This is a genomic window from Nonomuraea sp. N2-4H, assembly GCF_045291505.1.
GTDB lineage: Bacteria > Actinomycetota > Actinomycetes > Streptosporangiales > Streptosporangiaceae > Nonomuraea > Nonomuraea fastidiosa.
Genome location: NZ_CP147987.1, coordinates 4,956,723 through 4,977,348 on the forward strand (window position 1 = coordinate 4,956,723; position 20,626 = coordinate 4,977,348).

The 20,626-nt window shown below is 71.5% G+C and carries 15 protein-coding genes and 1 pseudogene; 7 read left to right on the plus strand and 9 right to left on the minus strand.

The genetic code is table 11. The annotated features are described in order from the left end of the window. Positions 1-103 precede the first annotated feature (103 nt). From WBK31_RS22805 to WBK31_RS22815, 3 genes are read left to right on the plus strand one after another with little or no spacing between them, the layout of a single operon-like run. Positions 104-772 carry an ATP-binding cassette domain-containing protein gene (locus tag WBK31_RS22805; protein WP_378787659.1) on the plus strand — a complete coding sequence of 223 codons (669 nt, stop codon included), beginning with the start codon at positions 104-106 and terminating at the stop codon, positions 770-772. Beyond that, positions 769-1,581 carry an ATP-binding cassette domain-containing protein gene (locus WBK31_RS22810; protein WP_364055216.1) on the plus strand — a complete coding sequence of 271 codons (813 nt, stop codon included), beginning with the start codon at positions 769-771 and terminating at the stop codon, positions 1,579-1,581. The genes WBK31_RS22805 and WBK31_RS22810 overlap by 4 nt, the downstream gene beginning before the upstream one ends. Further along, the gene (locus WBK31_RS22815; protein WP_406673097.1) at positions 1,578-4,574 is read left to right on the plus strand and encodes an FtsX-like permease family protein; all 2,997 of its coding nucleotides are present in this window, start codon (positions 1,578-1,580) and stop codon (positions 4,572-4,574) included. The genes WBK31_RS22810 and WBK31_RS22815 overlap by 4 nt, the downstream gene beginning before the upstream one ends. Before the next feature lie 128 nt (positions 4,575-4,702). Here the strand turns inward: WBK31_RS22815 and WBK31_RS22820 are convergent, their stop codons facing one another. The 4 genes from WBK31_RS22820 to WBK31_RS22835 all read right to left on the minus strand — a co-directional run bounded on the left by WBK31_RS22820 (position 4,703) and on the right by WBK31_RS22835 (position 10,172). After that, positions 4,703-6,205, minus strand: a complete 1,503-nt coding sequence (locus WBK31_RS22820) for a hypothetical protein (RefSeq protein ID WP_378787655.1) — start codon at positions 6,203-6,205, stop codon at positions 4,703-4,705. Between the two features lie 1,003 nt (positions 6,206-7,208). Beyond that, positions 7,209-7,934 (minus strand): hypothetical protein, encoded by a 726-nt coding sequence (locus tag WBK31_RS22825; protein WP_406673098.1) that lies wholly within the window; start codon positions 7,932-7,934, stop codon positions 7,209-7,211. A gap of 5 nt (positions 7,935-7,939) precedes the next feature. Continuing rightward, complete coding sequence (locus WBK31_RS22830) at positions 7,940-8,671, minus strand: serine/threonine-protein kinase (protein ID WP_406673099.1); 732 nt, start codon at positions 8,669-8,671, stop codon at positions 7,940-7,942. After that, the gene (locus WBK31_RS22835; protein WP_364055228.1) at positions 8,661-10,172 is read right to left on the minus strand and encodes a serine/threonine-protein kinase; all 1,512 of its coding nucleotides are present in this window, start codon (positions 10,170-10,172) and stop codon (positions 8,661-8,663) included. Before WBK31_RS22835 ends, WBK31_RS22830 begins: the two co-directional genes overlap by 11 nt. A 75-nt stretch (positions 10,173-10,247) precedes the next feature. Here WBK31_RS22835 and WBK31_RS22840 point away from each other — a divergent pair. Further along, positions 10,248-11,971, plus strand: a pseudogene (locus WBK31_RS22840) (DEDD exonuclease domain-containing protein). A gap of 17 nt (positions 11,972-11,988) precedes the next feature. Further along, positions 11,989-12,276 (plus strand): Lrp/AsnC ligand binding domain-containing protein, encoded by a 288-nt coding sequence (locus WBK31_RS22845; protein WP_364055234.1) that lies wholly within the window; start codon positions 11,989-11,991, stop codon positions 12,274-12,276. A gap of 940 nt (positions 12,277-13,216) precedes the next feature. Here the strand turns inward: WBK31_RS22845 and WBK31_RS22850 are convergent. Genes WBK31_RS22850 through WBK31_RS22865 form a run of 4 tightly spaced genes read right to left on the minus strand, consistent with a single transcriptional unit; the run spans position 13,217 to position 17,488 of the window. Next, positions 13,217-14,905 (minus strand): cytochrome bc complex cytochrome b subunit, encoded by a 1,689-nt coding sequence (locus WBK31_RS22850; RefSeq protein ID WP_406673100.1) that lies wholly within the window; start codon positions 14,903-14,905, stop codon positions 13,217-13,219. Further along, a complete protein-coding gene (locus tag WBK31_RS22855; protein WP_364055240.1) occupies positions 14,902-16,014 on the minus strand; it encodes a Rieske 2Fe-2S domain-containing protein in 1,113 nt (370 codons plus the stop codon). Before WBK31_RS22855 ends, WBK31_RS22850 begins: the two co-directional genes overlap by 4 nt. Further along, positions 16,011-16,820, minus strand: a complete 810-nt coding sequence (locus WBK31_RS22860) for a c-type cytochrome (protein WP_364055243.1) — start codon at positions 16,818-16,820, stop codon at positions 16,011-16,013. Before WBK31_RS22860 ends, WBK31_RS22855 begins: the two co-directional genes overlap by 4 nt. A 14-nt stretch (positions 16,821-16,834) precedes the next feature. Then, a complete protein-coding gene (locus WBK31_RS22865) occupies positions 16,835-17,488 on the minus strand; it encodes a heme-copper oxidase subunit III (protein WP_364055246.1) in 654 nt (217 codons plus the stop codon). 179 nt (positions 17,489-17,667) lie between these two features. On the opposite strand from WBK31_RS22865, the gene WBK31_RS22870 reads away from it, so the two are divergent. Further along, on the plus strand, positions 17,668-18,093 hold the full coding sequence (locus WBK31_RS22870) for a hypothetical protein (protein ID WP_364055249.1): 426 nt from the start codon (positions 17,668-17,670) through the stop codon (positions 18,091-18,093). A gap of 6 nt (positions 18,094-18,099) precedes the next feature. Continuing rightward, on the plus strand, positions 18,100-19,146 hold the full coding sequence (gene trpD / locus WBK31_RS22875; RefSeq protein WP_364055252.1) for an anthranilate phosphoribosyltransferase: 1,047 nt from the start codon (positions 18,100-18,102) through the stop codon (positions 19,144-19,146). Positions 19,147-19,361: 215 nt separating this feature from the next. Here trpD and WBK31_RS22880 read toward each other — a convergent pair whose 3' ends face one another. Next, positions 19,362-20,570, minus strand: coding sequence for an Ig-like domain-containing protein (locus WBK31_RS22880; RefSeq protein ID WP_364055255.1), 1,209 nt, complete (start codon positions 20,568-20,570; stop codon positions 19,362-19,364). Positions 20,571-20,626: the final 56 nt, after the last annotated feature.

Sequence of the window (20,626 nt, forward strand, 5' to 3'; positions counted from 1 at the left end):
GGCTCAGGCGCCTGCCCTGATAACGCTATTTGTCCGACTTGCAACCGGGTTGCAGCCCCTTTAACCGTTGACGGGGTTCGTTCCGCCAGAGGATGATCCGCGCGTGACGACTGGAGGACCGGCGCTCGCGTGTCGCGCCCTCGCCTGCCGCGCCGACGGCCGCACGATCATCTCCGATTTCACGCTGGAGCTCTTCCCCGGCGAACGCGTCGCGCTCATGGGCCCGTCGGGCTCGGGCAAGACGACGCTGCTGACCACGCTGTCCGGGCTGCTCCCGCCCGCGGCGGGCCGGGTGCTGGTGCACGGGGTGCCGCTGGACGCGCAGCCGGAGCTGCGGGCCGAGCTGGCCCTGGTGTTCCAGTCGTACGGGCTGCTGAGCCTGCTCACGGCGGCCGAGAACGTCGAGGTCGCGCTGCGCGCCGCGGGCATCCCGCCACCGGAGGCGATGCGGCTGGCGGCGGAGGCACTGGAGCGATTACGGGTGGCGAAGTTCGCCGACCACCTGGTGGAGGAGCTGTCCGGCGGGCAGCAGCAGCGGGTGGCGGTGGCCAGGGCGCTGGCGCTGCGGCCCCGGGTGCTGCTGGCCGACGAGCCGACGGCCGAGCAGGACCCCGACCATCGCGAGATCGTCCTGGACGAGCTGCTGGCGGCGGCCGGGCAGGGCACCACGCTGGTGATCGCGACCCACGACCCCGAGGTGGCCGAGCGCTGCGACCGCGTCGTCAACCTGCGCGCCGGCGCGCCGCCCCGTGCCGGGAAGGGCAGTTCATGAGCCTGGTGAGATGCGACGGGATCGTGCAGATCTACAAGGCGCGCGATGTGGAGGTCGTGGCGCTGCGCGATGTGGATCTGGTGATAAACGAGGGCGAGACGGTCGCCCTGCTGGGCCCGTCGGGGGCGGGCAAGTCGACGCTGCTGTGGCTGCTGGCGGGGCTGCTGCGGCCGAGCGCGGGCCGGTTGTGGCTGGACGGCATCGACATGGGCCGCCTCGACCAGCGCAGGCTGGACCGGCTGCGGGCGTCCAGGATCGGCATGGTGCTGCAGAACCCGGCGCGCAACCTCATCGGCTACCTGAACGCCGCTCAGAACGTCGCCTTCGCCCAGCGTGCGGTCAAGCGGGACCGGCGGCGGGCCCGCGAGCTGCTGCGCCTGGTCGGGCTGGACGGCGCCGGCGACCGGCCGGCGGGGCGCATGTCGGGCGGCGAGCAGCAGCGGCTCGCGCTGGCGGTCGCCCTCGCCAACCGGCCCAGGCTGCTGCTGGCCGACGAGCCGACCAGCCAGCTCGACGAGGAGTCCGGAACGCGGGTGGTCGAGCTGATCAAGCGGGCGGCGGCGGCCGAGGGCACGACGGCGGTGGTCGTCACGCACGACACGGCGGTGAGCGCGGCGCTGAGCCGTACGGTGACGATCAGGGACGGCCGGGTCGGCGCCGAGGGCCGCCGCGGCGAGGACTTCGTGGTGGTGGGCAGGGAAGGCGGGGTCCAGGTGCCGCCCGAGTACCACCATCTGCTGCCCCCTGGCTCGATGGCGCGGATCGAGGAGCTGCCTGACGGCATCGCGCTCAGGAGGGCCGAGCCGTGATCCTGCGGGGTCTGTGGGAGCGCCGCACGCTCTCGCTGGTCGTGCTGCTCATCGCGGTGGTGCCAATCGCGTCGGCGGCCGCCGGCCCCGTCTACTCGGCCGCGGCGCGCACGGCGATCGCCAGGAACGCGCTGACCACGGCGCCGCTCGAAGGCCGGGGCTGGCGCTACACCACCAAGACGGGCGACATCGAGGGGAAGCTGGCGGCGTTCACGGCGGGCGCCGGCTTCACCGCACCGCCGATCCTGGGCATGGAGACGACCAGCGGCCGGGTGAACGACGAGGCCGTCTACACGCTGATCTGGCAGGACGGCCAGTGCGAGCACCTGACGCTGGCGAAGGGCCGCTGCCCGAGCGCGGGCAGGGAGGTGATGGCGAGCCAGGCGTCCGGCTTCACGGTGGGGCAGCGGCTGCGCCTCAGCTCGATCGTCGAGATGGAGCAGAGTGCGAACCGGCGGGTGCCCGCGCCGCTCACGGTCGTCGGGTTGTACCGTCCAGGCTCGCCGACGGACCCGTTCTGGTTCGGCCGCACGCTGTTCTCCACGACGGGCGACCCGGGCGACGGCAAGGCGGACGCGCTGTTCACGGTGCCGGAGACCCGGCTGCAGACGTACGCGCTGGGCGGCGGCACCGACGCCTCGGGCCGGCCGAACGGCTGGACCGACTACGGCATCGTCTATGTGGATCCCTCCCGCGTCGAGGGCGACGACGTGCCGAAGCTGGCCGCCATGCAGGCGAGCGCGGAGCAGGCGGGCCGGGAGAGCGAGGCGATCGTGTACTCGCGGATCGCCGAGACGCTCAAGCGGCTGACCGCCGACACCGGCTCGCTCGGCGTCCCGACGCTGCTCGTGGTGGCCCAGCTCGTCGGGCTCGGCTGGATGCTGCTGTTCCAGACGGTGGGCGACCTGGTCAGGGCGAGGAGCGCGGAGCTGGCCCTTGCCCGGCTGCGCGGGCACGGCAGGGCGCGGGTGTGGCGGTATGCGCTCACCGAGCCGGTGCTGCTGCTGGCGGTCGCGGTGCCGCTCGGCCTGCTGCTCGGCCGGGTGGCCGCTGAGGCGATGGCGAGGGTGCTGCTGCCGCCGGGCATCCCGGTCACGTTCCCGCCGGAGGCGGCGGCGGCCGGGGTGGCGGCCATGCTGGGCGGGGTGCTGGCGGCGGCGCTGGCCGCCTGGCGCACCGCGACCCGCCCGGTGACGGAGGAGTGGCGGCGCACGCCGCGCAGGTCGGCGCGGGGCTGGGTGCTGGACGTCGCGGTGCTCTCGATCACCGCGCTCGGCCTGGTCGAGCTGCTGGCCACGGGCGTCATCACCGACGTGTCAGGGCAGAGCTCGGGCGCGCTCGCGGTGCCCGGCCTGATCGCGCTGGGCACGGCGCTGCTGGCCAGCCGGGCGGTTCCGGTGCTGGCGGGGCGGCTGTTCGGGGTGACCAGGCGGCGCGGCGGGCTGGGCCCGTTCCTCGCGCTGCGGCAGGTCGCGCGCGGCCCGGTGACGGCGGGCAGCGTGATCGTGCTGGGGACGGCGTTCGGGCTGGCGACGTTCGCGGTGTCGGCGTGGAGCGCGACGTCAGGCGACTACGAGGAGGCGGCCAGGTTCCACAACGGCGCGCCGACCGCCATCACGGTACGCCCGGTCGAGCCGAGCCGGCTGATGGCCGCTGTGGCCGCCGCCGACCGGTCGGGCACCATGGCCGCGCCGGTGATCAAGATGCCGGGGCCGCCGCAGCTCATCGCCACCGACCCGGACCGGCTCGCCGCCGTCGGCCACTGGCGTCCCGAGCTGGCGGGCGGCCGATCGCTGGCCGACGCGCTGTCCGGACTGAAGGGCCCCCAAACGCCGCGCGTGTGGCTGAAGGGCGAGCGCTTCCGCGTGACGGTCGCCCACGACCTGCCGCCCGAGGGCTGGACGATCCGGCTGTCGGCGCTGCTGCGCGTACCCGACCGGCGCACTCCCACGCTGATCCCGCTCGGCGAGCTGCGCGGGCGCTCCGGCGTGCACGCGTGGAACCTGCCGCCGATCTGCCGGGAGTCGCCCTGCGAGCTGCGCGCCTTCCAGGGCGAGCCGATCTCCCCCGCCCAGTACGCGGAGTCTGCGTTCGTACGGGTGCGCGTCACCGCCATGTCCGTACGCGACCAGGGCCGCTGGAAGGCCCTCGACCTGCCGCCCTGGCGGGTGGACCAGAACCCGCGCGAGCGCGGCGGCACGTTCGGCATCACCCCGGTCGGCAACCAGACGCTGCGCCCCGACACCTACCGGCCCCAGCCGGCCGCCCTGGTGGTCGGGGTCGTCGGCAGCCGCGCGCTGCCCGGCCTGGACAACGGCTACGCCGCACCCGCCCACGCCGTCGCGACTTCGTCCGCCGCGCCCGGCCTGACCGACGCGGGCGCGATCGTGGACCTGGAGCAGGCCGACAGGATGGCGTACGGCGTGCACGAGCAGGCCCAGTTCCAGGTGTGGACGCGGACGGCCGACGTGGCCGCGCTGGAGCGGGCGCTGACCGAGCAGGGGCTGACGGTGGTGAGCCGGCGGCACGCGAGCGAGCTGGCCGCCTCGTTCGCGGCGCGCGGGCCGGGCCTTGCGCTGTTGCTGCTGCTGGTGTCGGCGCTGGCCGCAGCGGCGCTCGCGCTCGGACGTACGGTGCTGGCGCTGCGCACGGCGGCCCGGCGGCGGGCGTACGAGCTGGCCGCGCTGGAGGCGGCGGGCGCCCGGGTGTCGGCGCTGCGGGTCGCGCTGCTGCTCGAACAGCTCATCACGGTCACGGCGGGCACGCTGGCCGGGCTGCTCGCCGGGCTGGCGGCGGCGAGCGCGGCGCTGCGGCGCATCCCGCAGTTCACCGAGCCGCCGGTCACGCCGCCGCTGCCGCACGACATCGCGGCGGCGCCCGTCGCGCTCGTCGTGGGCGCCGCCCTGCTGCTCAGCCTGCTGGCCGCGGCGGCGGTGTCGGAGCTGCTGCTGCGCGGCATCCGCGTGGAACGCCTCCGCGACACCCCGGCCTGACGCGCCGGACCGTCACCCCCGCCTGACGTGCCGGACCGTCACCCCTCGGACCGACGTGCCGGACCGTCAGCCCTCCGGCGGCTGACGTGCCGGACCGTCAGCCCTCCGGCGGCTGACGTGCTGGATCGTCAGCCGCCGGAGGACAGCGTGGCCAGGTACGCCTTGGCCAGGGTCAGCGCGCTCTCGAAGCCCTCCTTCTCCGACATCATCTCGACGTTGGGCGCGTTCATCTCCGCCTTCTCCGGCCGCTGGTGCCCCGAGTAGTCCACGCTGATCACCATCGAGCCCTTGCGGATGACGTACGAGCCGCTGGAGGCCGCCACATCGCCGCCCCTGTGCTGGACGTACTGCTTGAACGCCTCGTCGCCGAGCCCCTTGATGTCGGTCAGCTTGCCCCAGGTGATGAAGCCGATCGTGGACTCCGCGGTGCCCTTGGCCCGGCCGCGGTCGGTGGCGTAGAAGTCCTTGGCGGCGCCCACGTCCTCGGCCCCCGCCCGGTTGGTGAAGCGGTGAACCGTGATGAGCGCGCTGCGGATCTTGATCTTGCCCTCGCCGGCCGGAAGGTTCCTGTTGAGCCAGCGGCACTCGGTCTGGTTGTCGTCGCCGACCTGGGTACCGCGCGCCCGCGTCTCCGCGTCGGGCACCAGCTTGAGCGCGGTGTCGGTGACGGCCGCGCATTCGGCGGGGAACGAGGCCAGCACCGTCGGCGACGGCGTCGGAGTGGCGGTCGGCGCCGGGGTGGACGGGGTGGTCGCCGTGGGCGTCGGGTCCGCCTGCGCCAGCACGTCAGGGTGCTTGCGCTGCCACTCGGCCACGCCCTTGGCGAAGTGCACGATCAGGCCGCTCACCTCGCGGATCGCGTTCTCCTCCGTGACCGCCTGCGCGGTCTCGTTCGACAGGATGGCCGCGTCCTTACGCTGCTGGCCGGCCTGGTACTTGACCTCGATCGTCATGTCGCCGACCCGCGCGTACGCGGTGCCGTAGGCGTACCACAGGAGCTTGCCCGAGCGGCGCCAGGTGTACTGGGCGAACGCGCCGTCGCCGACGTTCGGGATGTCCTTGACCGGCGAGATGTACTCCTTCTCGTCCGGATCGAGCTCGGGCTTGGCCGTCTCGCGGTACTTGCCGCCGCGATAGTCGGCCTCGTACGAGTTCTGCGCCATCGCGCGGCCCGTCTTGGTGCCCTCGCCCTTGTGCTGGTTGATCTTGACGTCGATCTCCCGGCTGCGCCAGTACTCGCCGTACGAGATGCGGTTGTTCAGCCAGTTGCAGGAGAAGTTGATCGTGTAGTCGTCCTCCCGGGACCGCTTCTCCACGGTCGCGCCCGGCACCAGGCGGTCGGCCTCGTCCTTGGGCAGCATCGAGCACACATCGACGGACACGCCGGTCGCGCTCGGACTCGCGGTGCCCTCGCCCGACGTACGGGCGACCGGCGGGTTGCCGCCTCCGCCGCTGTCCTCCGGGCCCCACAGCAGGAACGCGCCCACCCCCGCCGCGGCCACCAGCACGACGAGCGCGGCGGCGAGCGTGGGCATCATCCACGCCGGGCGCTTGGAGCCGCCGTCCGGCGTGAGCACCGGAGGGTTGGTTGGCGGCAGCGTGGGCGGCATGGCCGCCTGGTCCTGCGGCATCTGCGGCGACAGGGTCGGGGGCAGTGTGGGCGGCAGGTACGCGGTCCCACCCGGCGCCCGATCCTGTGGCCCGCTCGGCGGCCCACCCTGAGGACTGCTCGGGTATCCGCCCTGCGGCCACCCCGAAGGGCCACTGCCGGCCCCGTCCTGCGGGCCACTCGGCGGCCCGCCCTGAGGCCAGCCGGAAGGCCCGCTCCCCGCCTCGTCCTGCGGGCCACTCGGGAACCCACCCTGTGACCAGCCCGAAGAGCCACTGCCGGCCCCGTCCTGCGGGCCACTCGGCGGCCCGCCCTGGGGGCCGCTCGGGTACGCGCTCGGCGACCAACCCGCAGGAGCGCTCCCATCGTGAGGTCCGCTCGGCGGTCCACCCTGCGGCCACCCCGAAGGCCCGCTGCCCGCCCCGTCCTGGGGACCACCCGGCAGGGCACCCTCCGGCGGCCAGCCCGCAGGAGCGCTTCCCGGCCCGTCCTGCGCACCGCTCGGCGGCCCGCCCTGGGGGCCGCTCGGATACGCGCTCGGCGACCAACCCGCAGGAGCGCTCCCATCGTGAGGTCCGCTTGGCGGACCTCCCTGGCGGCCGTTCGGGTATCCGCCCTGCGGCCAGCCCGAAGGACCGCTCCCCGGGGGCGGGTAGGCGCCCGGCGGGGCGGGGTGGGGGCCGTTCGGCGGCATGTACGGGGGCCCGCCATAGGGCCCGGGGAACCCGCCCGGGGGCGGCGGAGGCTGCTGCTGCTCGTTCGGAGGCCAGACCTGATACCCGCCAGGAGGACCGCCCGGATGCCCCGGAGGGCCGTCCTGCGGAGGGGTCGGTCCGTCGGGAGGACCGCCTGCCGCTCCGTCCTGCGGCGGGTGTGGTGGCTGGGGTTGCCCGCCCGGGACCTGATAGGGGTTCGGCGGCCCGTAATCACTACCGGGATTCACTGCGACTCCTGAGGTTGCCCTGGCTTGCGGGGAAACATGCTAGCCACACCCCTTGCGAGGCGCTTGCGACACGATCGTCGGATTATTCCGGTAGTGCCGCGACGACCAGGCGGGCGGCGTCTATCGCGGTCTTCTCGTCGTTGGCCTCCGTCTTGCCGTTGACATCCTCCCGATGCCAGATGACCTCGCCCAGCAGGTTACTTGTACGGAAGAGCAACCGGCTGTCCGATGAACCTTCTGTGCCGGAGTTGAGATACCTCTTCCAGCCGTTCTGCAGGATCGCCTGCTCCCCGATGCCCTCGACGTCGCGGACGCTCCCCCACAGCTGCCGCTGGGAGGTGCCCTCGGCCGCGGCCCGCGTCCGCCGCTCGCTGGCCAACCGGCGCTCTGCCACCTGCGGCCCGCTGACGTCCTTCGTGGGCTGCTCGGCCCGGACCCGCACGGTGAGGATGTACTGGGTGGTGTCGTCCTTCCACTGGCACTCCCCCGTCATGGAGGGCAACACGCGGACCTGGTCGGCCTTCATGAGCTTGGTGACCTGCTCGGTGGTCAGCAGCTTGCAGGGGTCGGGCGCGGTGGCGTACCGGCCGGCGGGGGCCGTGGACGTGCCGAGCGCGCTGACCGCGTACCAGCCGCCCGCGCCCAGCACCGCGACGGCGGCGAGCGCCACGGGCAGCACCCACCGGCGGCGCCGGGCGGGCCGGGGCGCGGTGGAGGTGCCCGATGGGGTCGTCATGGTGGTCACCGCGGACAGCACCTGGCGTACGTGCGCCGCCGGCGGCCGCGCCGCCGGGTCCTTGGCGAGCATGGCCATCAGCAGGTCGCCCAGGGGCGGCCGGCCCTGGCCGGATACGGCGGCTCGTGCAGCAGCACCGCGGCGGCGATCGCGGCGGGCATCCCGCGGTCGAACGGCGCGCGCCCCTCGACCGCGGTGTAGAGGCTCGCGCCGAGCGACCACAGGTCGGACGCGGGGCCCGAGGGCTGCTCGTTGAGCCGTTCTGGAGCCATGTAGCCGGGCGAGCCCGCGTGGCCGAAGGGACCGCCCTGACCGCTCATCGGCGTGGCGATGCCGAAGTCGGTGAGCATCGCCGTGCCGTCGGCGTCGAGCAGGATGTTGGCCGGCTTGACGTCGTGGTGCAGCATGCCGTGGGCGTGCGCGACCTCCAGCGCCGACAGCACGCGCAGCCCGATCGCGGCGACGTACCCCGGGGGCAGCGGACCGCTCTCCTTGATCACCTTGTCGAGCGAGCGGCCGCTGACCAGGTCCATGATGATCCACGGCTGCGCGCCCTCGATGACGACGTCGTGGACGAGCACGATGGCCGGGTCGCGCAGCCGTCCCGCGGACCTGGCCTCGTGGATGGCGCGGTCGATGAACTCGGCGTGCTCGCGCTGGGACATGCCCTCGGGCACGCGTACCTGCTTGACGGCGACCTGCCGGTCGAGCACCTCGTCGATGGCCCGCCACACCGTGCCGGCGCCGCCCTGGCCGAGCCGCTCGATGAGCCGGTAGCGGCCCGCCAGGAGATAGAGCTCAGCCACCATCGCGCAACGTCCGTATGCTCGCCTGCGCGGCTCTCAGAGCCCGCTGCTTGATGTCTTCGTCGGTCGGCCCGTCGGCGAGCGTGGTGTACATGACGGCCACCACGAGGTTGGCAACCCGGTAGATGATGTACGAGGTGTGCATCTGGCCGGTGGGGCCCGCCAGCTCGAAGCCGAACGCCTCGTCGCCGAGCTCAGGGATGTCGCGCAACGGGGTGCGGGCGGCCTTGGTGCTCTCTTTCTGGCCGATCTCGGGCCAGGTCCAGTCGAGCGAGTCGTACCTGCTCCACCAGCGCTTCTGGCTCTGGTACAGCTTGCGCGCCGACGCCTCGGTCATCGACCAGGGATCGACCGTGTCGGAGTCCTTCTGCACCTGGATGCTCACGCCGGTCCCGGCCTGAGGAAGCGTCCAGGCGCACTCCGGGCCCGCCTCGTCGGCGTCCGGCTGGTCCTCGGGCAGGTTCCTGGTACGCAGGATGCCGCTCAGCTCCTGCTTGCTGATCATCGTGCAGACGTCCATGGGCGTGGTGAACCCGGCCGCCGCGGCGCCGTCGCGGTCGCGCAGCCACAGGAACACGGTGGTGGCCGCCGCGGCCAGCGCCACCACCACGACTGCCGCGACCAGCACGGCCATCCGGCCGTGACCTCCCGTCCCGCTCGGCTGGGTGGGCACTTCGGGGACCGGCAGCGCGGGCGCCGGGCCGCCCGCGGCGACCTGTCTGAGCGCCTGCACGACCAGCCGGGACTCGGGGCGTGCGGCGGGGTTCTGCGCCATCATCGCGGCCACGATGGGCCCGAGCGGACCCGGCGCGACCGGCACCGGCTGGGTGAGCGTGGCGCGTACGCGCTCGGCCACCGACCCGACGTAGGCGGGCGTGCCGGTCAGCGCGGCGTAGAGCGTGGCGCCGAGCGACCACATGTCGCTGGCGGGACCCCCGGGGTGGCCCTCCAGCCGCTCGGGCGCGATGAATCCGGGCGAGCCGACCATCAGGCCCTGCTGGGTGAGCGTGGCCTGGCCCTCCTGCCTGGCGATGCCGAAGTCGGTCAGCACCACCCGGCCGCTCTCGGTCAGGAACACGTTGCCCGGCTTGACGTCGCGGTGCTGCAGCCCCTGGGCGTGGGCGGCCATCAGCGCCTCGAGGACGTCGGCGCCCACCCTGGCCGCGTAGTCGGCGGGCATCGGGCCGAAGTCGCGTATGGTGTCGCCCAGCGTACGGCCGCGCAGCAGCTCCATGACCAGCCACGGACGGTCCTGCTCGACCACCACGTCGTGCAGGGCCACGATGCCGGGATGGCGCAGCCGCGCCATGGCCTGCGCCTCGCGCACCGCCCGCGTCACCGCCTCGGCGCGCTCCTTCTCCGACATGCCCTCGGGCAGCGTGAGCTCCTTGACCGCGACATCGCGCTCGAGCATCTCGTCCCTGGCCTGCCACACCTTCCCCATGCCGCCCGCGCCCAGAGGGCGCAGAAGGAGGTAGCGACCGGCAAGTCTTCCCGCGGACATAAAGGGAAGGGTAACTAAGGATCAAGGGGGGTGCTTACTCGTTCCTGTCGGTCCGTCCTTCTATGGTCTTGGAACGTGGACCCGGTTCAAGGCACCCTCGACGAGCTCGGCACGCCGCTGAGCGACGTCACGTTCGTCGTGTTCGACCTCGAGACGACCGGCGGCGCGCCCGCCGAGGACGCGATCACCGAGATCGGCGCGGTCAAAGTGCGGGCCGGCGAGGTGCTCGGCGAGTTCTCCACGCTGGTCGATCCCGGGGGGCCGATCCCGCCGTTCATCTCGGTGCTGACGGGCATCACCGACGCCATGGTCATGGCCGCACCGAAGATCGAGTCGGTGCTGCCGAGCTTCCTCGAGTTCATCAGGGGCGCCACGCTGGTGGCGCACAACGCCGGGTTCGACACCCGCTTCATCAAGGCGGCCTGCGCCGCGCTCGGCTATCCCCGCCGGCCAATCCCGTGCTCGACACCGTCGATCTCGCCCGGCGCGTGCTGACCCGCGACGAGATCCCCAACGCCAAGCTGTCCACGCTGGCCAGGTTCTTCCGCAGCCCCGTCGAGCCGTGCCACCGCGCGCTGCAGGACGCCCGCGCCACCGTCGACGTGCTCCACGGGCTGATCGAGCGGGCCGGGTCCTTCCAGGTCCACACGCTCGAAGAGCTCAAGTCGTTCGTCCGCGCGCCCACGCCCGAGCAGCAGCGCAAGCGCCACCTCGCCGAGTCCGTGCCCCATGCGCCCGGCGTCTACATGTTCGAGGACGCGCGCGGCGAGATCCTCTACATCGGCAAGAGCACCAACCTGCGCAACCGCGTACGCTCCTACTTCACCGCGGGCGAGACCCGGCCGCGCATCCGCGAGATGATCGGCATCGCCGAGCGGGTGCGCCACATCGTCTGCGCCACCGCGCTGGAGGCCGAGGTCAGGGAGCTGCGCCTGATCGGCGGGGCCAAGCCGCGCTACAACCGCCGTTCCCGCTTCCCCGAGAAGATGCTGTGGCTGAAGCTGACCAGCGAGGTCTTCCCGCGCCTGTCGATCGTGCGCGATCTCAAAGACGACGGCGCCACCTATCTCGGGCCGTTCAGCAGCGCCCGGCTGGCCGACGACGCCCGCATCGCCCTCCACGAGGCCGTCCCGCTGCGGCAGTGCACGCAGCCGGTGACCCTGCGCACCCGGCGCTCGGCGTGCGTGCTGCACGAGATGGGCCGCTGCGGCGCGCCCTGCGAAGGACGCGAGAGCCCCGAGGAGTACGCCGTCCACGTCGAGAACGCGCGCCGCGCCATGACCCAGGACGCCACCCCCGTCTTCACCGCCGTGACCGCCCGCATGGAGCGGCTCTCGGTCGAGCAGCGCTACGAGGAGGCGTCCGTCGATCGCGACCGGCTCGCCTCCTTCGTCCGTACGGCGGCCCGCATGCAGCGGCTGAGCGCCATCACCCGCATCCCCGAGTTAGTGGCCGCGAGCCCGGCCTTCGGCGGCGGCTGGGACATCCACGTCATCCGGTACGGCCGTCTGGCCGCCGCCGGGGTCATGCCCAAGGGCACCCATCCCACTCCCTTCGTGGCCGCGCTCAAGGCCGGCGCAGAGTCGGTGCAACCCGGTCCCGGGCCGGTCCACGCGGCCAGCGCCGAGGAGACCGAGTGCATCCTGCGCTGGCTGGAGTCGCCGGGGGTGCGGCTGGTGGAGGTCGACGGCGAGTGGAGCCTGCCCGCGTGGGGTGCGGCGCGACATAAGGCGCGCATTGACCTCGCGTACCGGCATCTTGATCAACGCCGTCCTCGGGAGGGGCGACCTTTGAGGTGAAACGATAGAGTTGTGGCATGGTCACGGCTATCGTCCACATCAATGCAGAGGTAGACCGGATCCCGGAGGTCGCCCAGACGATCGCCGAGATCGAAGGGGTCAGCGAGGTCTACTCCATCACCGGCGAGTACGACCTGCTGGCCATGGTGAGGGTCGCCGCCTACGAGGAGATCGCCGAGGTCGTCCCGGGGCGGATCAACAAGGTGCCCGGAGTGCTCAACACGGAGACGCACATCGCCTTCCGCGCCTACTCCCGCCACGACCTCGACGCCGCCTTCTCCATCGGCTTCCCCGAAGCCGACTGACTCGGCCACCGACCACACCTCGCAAACCGGCGCGGCCCGCACCTGTCGGGCCGCGCCCCCTTCAATCCGACCGCGCCCTGGCGTCCCCCGCCGACCCGGTCGGCCACTCAGTGCTGCCCATCGGCCGGTCCCTCTGGGCCTGTGCGAGCAGATAGTGCGCTCCACGCGTCCCACCCCGAACGCCCACCGAGCCGACCGGCCGCCACCCCCACCCGCGCACGCCCTGAGCAGGTCAGCCGCTCTTCCCTGCCCGCTTGCGCGCCCCCGTGCAGGAATGCGCGCGCCCGCGTGCACGAAGGCGCCTCTGCGCGAACCGTTCTCGCGGGTGCGCCTTCCCGACGCCCTGGCCGGACTCGGTCGCGGCCCGCAGGCGCACGCACGCCGCCGGCCCGCTCCCGCACCGACCGGACAGCACTCGCGGAGCCGCGCTGACGTAAGCGGCGCACCCCCGGCGCCCTCACGGCCCGCTGAAAGGCCCTGGGGCGAGCAAGCGAACACACGGCGCGCCCGGTCGCCGCTGACGGGCAGGCGGGCACGGACCGCCGCGCCCCGGCCGACGTAGCGCGTGCCACCCGCGCAGACGCCCTCACGACGCAGCCGGCCCGGCACAGCTCCGTGCCGCGAACGATCGGAGGTCAGCGCCTCGCCCGTGGCGTGAGCGACACCCTGGTGGCGCGGCGACGCTCCCACGCGCCGTCCGCCCGCCGGGCGTCGAGACGTGCGTGAACGGCGTGTCGCCTTCCGCACGAACGTAAACGGGCGTGTCACCTTCAGCAGGAACGCAGTGCGGCGCGCGAGACGTGTCCGGCGCGTTCCCCAGCCCCTCGCGAAACGGCGCGTTTTCCGGCCCCGCAGGCCCCCGCGAAATTCCTCAGGAAACACCGACGGACCCGGTCGAGCGAGGTGCTCGGCCGGGCCCGTGCGGTTGTGGCGTCAGGGATCAGCGGGTGATGCTGTGCTGCTCGTCGCTCGCGCCGGCACCGGCGCCGACGGCGGCGTGCTCCTCCCCGTGCTCGTCGTGCTCGTCGTGGCCGTGCCCGTGCGGGTCCTCCAGCGGGATCTTCTCCCCGCCGTAGGCACGGGACATGCGTCCACGCAGCTTGCCGAGCGGCCCGCGCATGCCCTTCGGCGGGATGCCCGAGTTGTCCTCGTCCACCGGAAGCATCGGCACGGGCTCCTTGCCGCGCATGTGCGCCTCCATGTCCTCCGACGGAGGCGTGTGGACCTCGATGAACTCACCGTGCGGCAGCCGCTTGATCACGCCGGACTCCACGCCGTGCGAGATGATCGCCTGGTCGGCGCGCTGGAGGCCGAGGCACATCCGGTACGTGATCAGGTAGGCCAGGGCCGGGGCGACGAAGATCAGCACTCGACCGGCGTAGGTGGTCCAGTTGAGGCTGATGTGGAAGTTGGCCGCGATCTCGTCGTTGGCGCCGAGCAGCCACAGCACCCCGTAGAACGTGATGGCGGAGACGCCGATCGAGGTGCGGTGGGGGTTGTTGCGCGGACGGTCGGCGATGTGGTGCTCGCGGTTGTCGCCCGTGATCCACCGTTCGAGGAACGGATAGAGCGCGAGGCCCGTCATGATGATGCCCATCGGCACCAGGGCCGGGATGATGACGCTCAGCGGCAGCGTGCCGGCGTGGGCGGTGCCGAAGAGGTTGATCTCCCACGGCGGCATGATGCGCAGCGCGCCTTCGAGGAAGCCCATGTAGAAGTCGGGCTGCGAACCGGCGGAGACGTCGGCCGGGGTGTAGGGGCCGAACAGCCAGATCGGGTTGATCTGGGTGAACGTCGCCAGACCGGTGATCACGCCGAGCGTGAACAGGAAGAACGCGCCCGCCTTCGCCATGAAGGCCGGGTAGAACGGCGCGCCGACCACGTTCTTGTTCGTCCGGCCCTTGCCCGGCATCTGGGTGTGCTTCTGCACCCACATGAGCACCATGTGGGCGGAGACCAGAGCCAGGATGATGCCCGGGATGAGCAGGATGTGCAGCGAGTAGAACCGGGAGATGACATCCTCACCCGGGTATTCGCCGCCGAACAGGAAGAACGTGATGTACGTGCCGACCAGCGGCAGCGAGATCGCCACACCCTCGGTGATCCGCAGACCGGCGCCGGAGAGCAGGTCGTCGGGGAGGGAGTAGCCGGTCAGGCCCTCGGCGAGCGCCAGCGTCAGCAGCAGCACGCCGATGAGCCAGTTGATCTCGCGCGGCTTGCGGTACGCGCCGGTGAAGAAGACACGCAGCGCGTGGACCATCATGCCGGCCACGAAGAGCAGGGCCGCCCAGTGGTGCATCTGCCGGATGAGCAGACCACCGCGGACGTCGAAGCTGATCTCCAGCGCCGACGCGTAGGCCTCGGACATCATGACGCCCTTGAGCGGCGCGTACGAGCCGTCGTAGGCGACCTCCATCATGCTGGGCTTGAACCAGAACGTCAGGAACGTACCGGTCAGCAGCAGGACGATGAAGGAGTAGAGCGCGATCTCACCCAGGAGGAACGACCAGTGGTCCGGGAAGATCTTGCGCATGTTGCGCTTGAGGAAACTGGCACCGCCGAGACGCTCGTCGAGCCAGTTCGACGGGCCTGCGATGGCCTTGGGCGCGGACTTGAGCTCGGTGCTCATGCCTGGCCTCCCTTCGACCTGGCCTCGGCCTCCGCGTCACCGCGTTCCCAGTAGCTGGGTCCGACAGGCACCGCGAAGTCGCCCTTGGCGATGAGGTAGCCCTCGGAGTCGACGGTGATGGGCAGCTGCGGCAGCGGCCGGGCGGCCGGGCCGAAGATGACCTTCGCGCCGTCGGCGGCGTCGAACGTCGACTGGTGGCACGGGCAGAGGATGTGGTGGGTGTTCTGCTCGTACAGGGCCGCGGGGCAGCCCACGTGGGTGCAGATCTTGGAGTACGCGACGATGCCGTCGTGCGTCCAGTTCTTGTTGGTGCCGTCCTTGAGCTCTTCGGGACGGAACTTGATCAGGATCAGCGTGGCCTTGGCGAGGGCGTTGAGGTCGTGCTCGTAGCCCTCGGGCACGACCGACAGGATGCCGCCGGGCGAGTTGAAGTCGGCCGCCCTGATGGGCTGGCCGGTGCCCTCGACGACGAGCCTGAGCGGCTTGCCCTCCTTGTTGGTGGTGCCCCAGACGGTGTGCCGCAGCGTCTTGTTGAACTTGGCGCCCGGCATCTTGCTGTTGTCCAGGTCGCGCAGCATGACCAGGGGGACCAGGCCGAGCGGCGCGGCGGCCAGCAGCAGGGTGCGGCGGAGCAGCTTCCGCTTGACGAAGCCGCTCTCGTTGGCGCCCTGCACGAACGTCTCGCTCACGACCTCGCGGTCGTCCTCGTCGGAGGCCATCGTGTGGCGCTCCTGCACCAGCGAGTACTTCGGCATGATCTGGCGGACCCAGATCACGATGCCGATCGCCAGGGCGAGGATCGCGACCGTGAGCGAGGAGCCCAGCGCGAGGTTGGAGGTGCCCGTGGCCTCGGGACTGCCGACCTGGAACACCACGTAGGAGATGATGAACGCGATGGCGGCCAGGAAGGTGATCGTGAAGCAGAGCGCCACGATCTTCTCGGCCTTGCGCGCCTTGGCCTCGTCCTGCAGCGTCACGCCGGGGACGTCGCGTTCGGCCTTGTCGGCCTCCTCGGTGCCGAGCATCGAGGTGCCCGGTGCGGGGGTGCCGATGACGCGCTTGGGGACGCGTTCGTCCGGCTGCTCGATCTCGTGCTCGTTGTCTGTCATGACTTCTGTCGCTTCTTCGCGGTGATCCAGATGGCGGCGAGTGCGAGGGCGCTCAGGCCCACCACCCACGCTACGAGACCTTCGGTGACCGGGCCGATGCGGCCGAGACCGAAGCCGCCCGGGTCCCTCTGCTCGCGAACCTGGGTGATGTAGGCGATCATGCTCCGCTTCTCCTCGGGCGTGATCGTCGTGTCGTTGAAGACCGGCATCGCCTGCGGGCCGGTGATCATCGCCTCGTAGATCTGCGTGGGCGTCGCCTCGTTGAGGTTGGGCGCGTACTTGCCCTGCGTCAGCGCGCCGCCCGCGCCCACCCAGTTGTGACACTGGATGCAGTTCGCGCGGAACAGCTCACCACCCTTGCCGGCGTCACCGAGCTTCGGGTCGACCTGCTCGTGGCCGGGCACCTGCGGCCCGCCGCCGAGCGACTGGACGTAGGCGGCGATCTGGCGGGTCGTGGTCTCGTTGACCCAGTTCGCCGGCGGCTTGCGCGGCGCCTGCGGGCCGGGCGCGCCCGCCGGCATGCGGCCGGTGCTCATCTGGAAGTCGACGGCCGCGGCGCCGACACCGATGAGCGTGGGCGCCGAGCTGGTGCCCTCCGCGTTCATGCCGTGGCAGCTGGAGCAGTGCTGTACGAACAGGCTCCTGCCCTCGGCCACGTCGTCGACCTTGCCGGCCGCCAGCGCCGCGTCGGCAGGCTTACCCGCCTGGACAAAGGCGGCGTATACCATCCCGACCAGCGCCAACGCCAAAATCAGGACGGCGTATCTCGCGAGGGGATGCCGCCGCCAAGCGGTGATCCTAGTCACAGAGATCCCGTTCCTTAACGAATGATGTAGATGGTCGCGAAAAGACCGATCCAGACGACGTCTACGAAGTGCCAGTAATAGGACACGACGATCGCGCTGGTGGCCTGCTCATGCGTGAAGCGCTTCGCGGCGTACGTGCGTCCCAGCATGAAGAGGAACGCGATCAGGCCACCGGTCACGTGCAGGCCGTGGAAGCCCGTCGTCAGGTAGAACACCGAGGTGTAAGCGTTAGCGGACAAGGTCGCGCCCTCTGACGCCAGCTCGCCGTACTCGTACAGCTGCCCGGCGATGAAGATCGCGCCCATGAGGAAGCTGACGACGTACCAGAAGCGGAGCTTTCCGACCTGCCCCTTCTCTGCGGCCCACACGCCCAGCTGGCACGTCACACTCGACAGGACCAGGATGATCGTGTTGACCGTCGCGAACGGGATGTTCAGATGAGCGACGTCGCCTGCCTCTGCGCCCGCAGGGAGCAGCGCCGGACCCCACTCGAGGCCCTTCCCGACGCTCACCGACCGGATGGTGAAGTACATCGCGAACAGCGCCGCGAAGAACATGAGCTCAGAGGACAGCCACACGATCGTGCCCACGCTGACCAGGTTGGGTCTGCGGTACGACTGTGCTGTCGTCGTCGAAGTTATTGCGGATGCTGTCGCCACGGGCAGCATTATTGCGGCTCCGGTGGTCGGTCCGGCGCACGACCCCCCGTTAGCAGGTACGAACCACCGACCAACCTGGGATAATCGCCATAAAACACCCGCCAGGCATGGTGGCCTGGGTACGCATGCCCACGCACCGGTACGATCCCAGGTGACCATACCTCTTCGACTGATAGTGAGCGCGACCGATGTCCAGTGGGAGCACCGACGAGAAGATGAAAGTCCTCGTCTACAGCGACGACGCCGCCACCAGGGCCGAGGTGATCCAGGCCATCGGCAGGCGTCCCGCGGCCGACGTACCCCTCGTGGAGATCGTGGAGTGCGCCACCGAGCCCAAGGTGCACCAGTGGCTGGGCTCCGGTGAGATCGACGTCGCCGTGCTCGACGGCGAGACCCAGCCCGCCGGCGGCATGGGCGTCTCGCGGCAGGCCAAGGACGAGGTCTACGACTGCCCGCCCATCTGCCTGATCATCGCCAGGCGCGACGACCGCTGGCTGGCCGAGTGGTCCAAGGCCGACGCCGTCGTCTCGCAGCCGCTCGAGCCGCTGGTGCTCGCCGACACCGTGGCCGACCTCATGCGCCGCCGCTCCGCCACCCGTCTCAACGCTAAGTAGGTGACCATGGACTCCCGGACGACCTGGCCAACCCTGCTCAACGCTCTCCTGTCGGGAGAGAACCTCACCTCCGACGAGTCGGCCTGGGCGATGCGGGAGATCATGTCCGGCGCCGCGACGCCGTCCCAGATCGCCGCCTTCGTGGTCGCGTTGCGGGCCAAGGGCGAGACCGTGGCCGAGGTGGTGGGCCTGGCCCGCACCATGCTGGAGCTGGCCACGCCGCTGAAGGTCGAGGGCCCGGTGGTCGACATCGTCGGCACCGGCGGCGACCGCGCCCACACGGTCAACGTCTCGACGATGGCCGCCATCGTGGCCGCCGCCGCGGGCGCCAGGGTGGTCAAGCACGGCAACCGCGCGGCGTCGTCCTCGTGCGGCGCTGCCGACGTCCTGGAGCACCTCGGCATCCGGCTCGATCTCACGCCCGAGCAGACGGCGCAGGTGGCGCGCGAGGCGGGCATCGCCTTCTGCTTCGCGCCGGTCTACCACCCGGCGCTGCGCTTCGCCGGTCCGACGCGCAAGGAGATCGGCGTTCCGACGATCTTCAACTTCCTCGGCCCGCTGACCAACCCGGCCCGCCCGTCGGCGCAGGCCATCGGCGTCTACGACGCCCGCATGCTGCCGGTGCTGGCCGGCGTCTTCGCCGAGCGCGGCGTCTCCGCCCTGGTCTTCCGCGGCGACGACGGCCTCGACGAGCTGACCATCGCCGCCACCTCCACCGTCTGGGTGGTCAAGGACGGCACGGCGACGCAGACCACGTTCGACCCGGCGGTGCTCGGCATCCCGCGGGCCGACGTGGGCGCGCTGCGCGGCGGCGACGTCGCGTTCAACGCCCAGGCCGTGCACGACCTGCTGGAGGGCAAGACGGGGCCGGTGCGCGACGCGGTGCTGCTCAACGCGGCCGCGGCGCTCGTGGCGCTCGACGGGCCCGGCGACGACCTCGACTCCGCGATGATCGACGGTTACGCCCGCGCGGCGCAGGCCGTCGACTCCGGCGCCGCCAAGGCCACGCTGGAGCGCTGGATCGAGGTCAGCAGCGCCTTCCCGCGCTCCTGACCCCTGGCCTTCTCGCGTCCCGGCTCCCCCACGGGAGCGCCACCGCCGAGACGGCTCTGAGAGGACTCTGACCTGGCGCGACGGCGCCGCCCCTCACCAGGAGTGGCGGCGCCGTTTTCATGCCGTGAGCGTCCTTCTCAGCGCCTCGGAACGGGATCCCGCCCGTCAGCGCCGCAAGAGCGCGCGTCGCGCCGGAGGCGACGAGGTACGCGCGGTCAGGACAGTGCGATGGTGGGACCGGCCTTGAGCGAGCTCCACTTGAGCCACTGCTTCCAGTCCTCCTGCCAGTGCCCCCAGCCGTTGGTGGGCTCCAGCTTGCGCGGCGAGCCGGTGATGATGATGGGGTCGCCGATCAGCGTGTTCTTGAGGAACCAGATCGCGTTGGCCGGGCTGATGTTCACGCAGCCGTGGCTGACGTTGGCGCGGCCCTGCGAGCCGACCGACCAGGGCGCGCTGTGCACGTACTCACCGCTGTTGGAGATGCGGACGGTGTTGTAGACGGTCATCTGGTAGTAGCCGGGCTGGCCGGGCCCGATGCCGGGCGAGGTCATGATCGTGACGGGCTCGCGGGACATCGCCAGGTGGATGCCCGAGGTCGTGTGGTACTTCCACTGGCCGCCCTGGCCTGCGCTCATCGGCATCGTACGGATCTTCTTGCCGTCCCGCCTGACCACGAGCACGTGCTCGTTGACGCTGCCCTTGGTGATCTGCTGGCGGCCGATCTTGAAGTCGAGTCGTACGTCGCGCTTGCCGTACATGCCGGGCCCGCCGCGCACGCCCGCCAGCTTGGCCTCCACCCGCACCTTGGTCCTGGCCGGCCAGTACTTCTTCGGCCGGAAGTCCACGTGCTGGTCGTCGAACCAGTGCCAGGCCCCCTCCACCGGCTTGGAGCTGCGGATGATGAGGTTGCGCTCGACGGCCACCCGGTCCTGGATGGGCTGGTCGAAGGCGATCATCACCGGCATGCCGACCCCGACGGTCAGGCCGGTGACCTCCTTGTTCGGGGTGATGCTCTCGATGTCGAACGTCTTGGTGGCCTTGACCGTGCTGAACTTGCTGGTGGTCTCGTGCTCCTTGCCCGTGGCGTCCACGGAGACCGCGGTCACCGTGTACGAGGCGCCGGGCCTGGCGGTGCCGAGGCTGCGCCAGCGCGTACGGTCGGCGCTCAGCACGCCCTTCAGCGGCCCCGACTTGCCGCCGTCCACCCGGACGCTCTTGAGCGTGCCGCCCTGGGCGGAGACGACCACGGGCCGGTCGGTGGGGACGTTCGACGACTTGTCCGCCGGAGTGACGCCCACGGGGGCGCTGTAGGCCTTGCCCGCCATGGCGACGCCCTTCTTGGGGTCGTCGGCCGGCTCGCCCGCCGAGCACGCCGCCAGCAGCGCCATGGCCAGCAGGCCGCATCCATACGTACCGCGCCCCACGAGTACTCCCTCGTCCCTTATCGAACCGCTTCCGCCTCCTTATTACCCTGAGTGAT

Coding starts and splice junctions, on each gene's coding strand:
- WBK31_RS22810 (WP_364055216.1), top strand. CDS start 769: ATGAGCCTGGTGAGATGCGACGGGATCGTGCAGATCTACAAGGCGCGC.
- WBK31_RS22820 (WP_378787655.1), bottom strand. CDS start 6,205: ATGCCGCAGGACCAGGCGGCCATGCCGCCCACGCTGCCGCCAACCAAC.
- WBK31_RS22825 (WP_406673098.1), bottom strand. CDS start 7,934: ATGCTCGCCAAGGACCCGGCGGCGCGGCCGCCGGCGGCGCACGTACGC.
- WBK31_RS22830 (WP_406673099.1), bottom strand. CDS start 8,671: ATGGTGGCTGAGCTCTATCTCCTGGCGGGCCGCTACCGGCTCATCGAG.
- WBK31_RS22835 (WP_364055228.1), bottom strand. CDS start 10,172: ATGTCCGCGGGAAGACTTGCCGGTCGCTACCTCCTTCTGCGCCCTCTG.
- WBK31_RS22845 (WP_364055234.1), top strand. CDS start 11,989: ATGGTCACGGCTATCGTCCACATCAATGCAGAGGTAGACCGGATCCCG.
- WBK31_RS22850 (WP_406673100.1), bottom strand. CDS start 14,905: ATGAGCACCGAGCTCAAGTCCGCGCCCAAGGCCATCGCAGGCCCGTCG.
- WBK31_RS22855 (WP_364055240.1), bottom strand. CDS start 16,014: ATGACAGACAACGAGCACGAGATCGAGCAGCCGGACGAACGCGTCCCC.
- WBK31_RS22865 (WP_364055246.1), bottom strand. CDS start 17,488: ATGCTGCCCGTGGCGACAGCATCCGCAATAACTTCGACGACGACAGCA.
- WBK31_RS22870 (WP_364055249.1), top strand. CDS start 17,668: ATGTCCAGTGGGAGCACCGACGAGAAGATGAAAGTCCTCGTCTACAGC.
- trpD (WP_364055252.1), top strand. CDS start 18,100: ATGGACTCCCGGACGACCTGGCCAACCCTGCTCAACGCTCTCCTGTCG.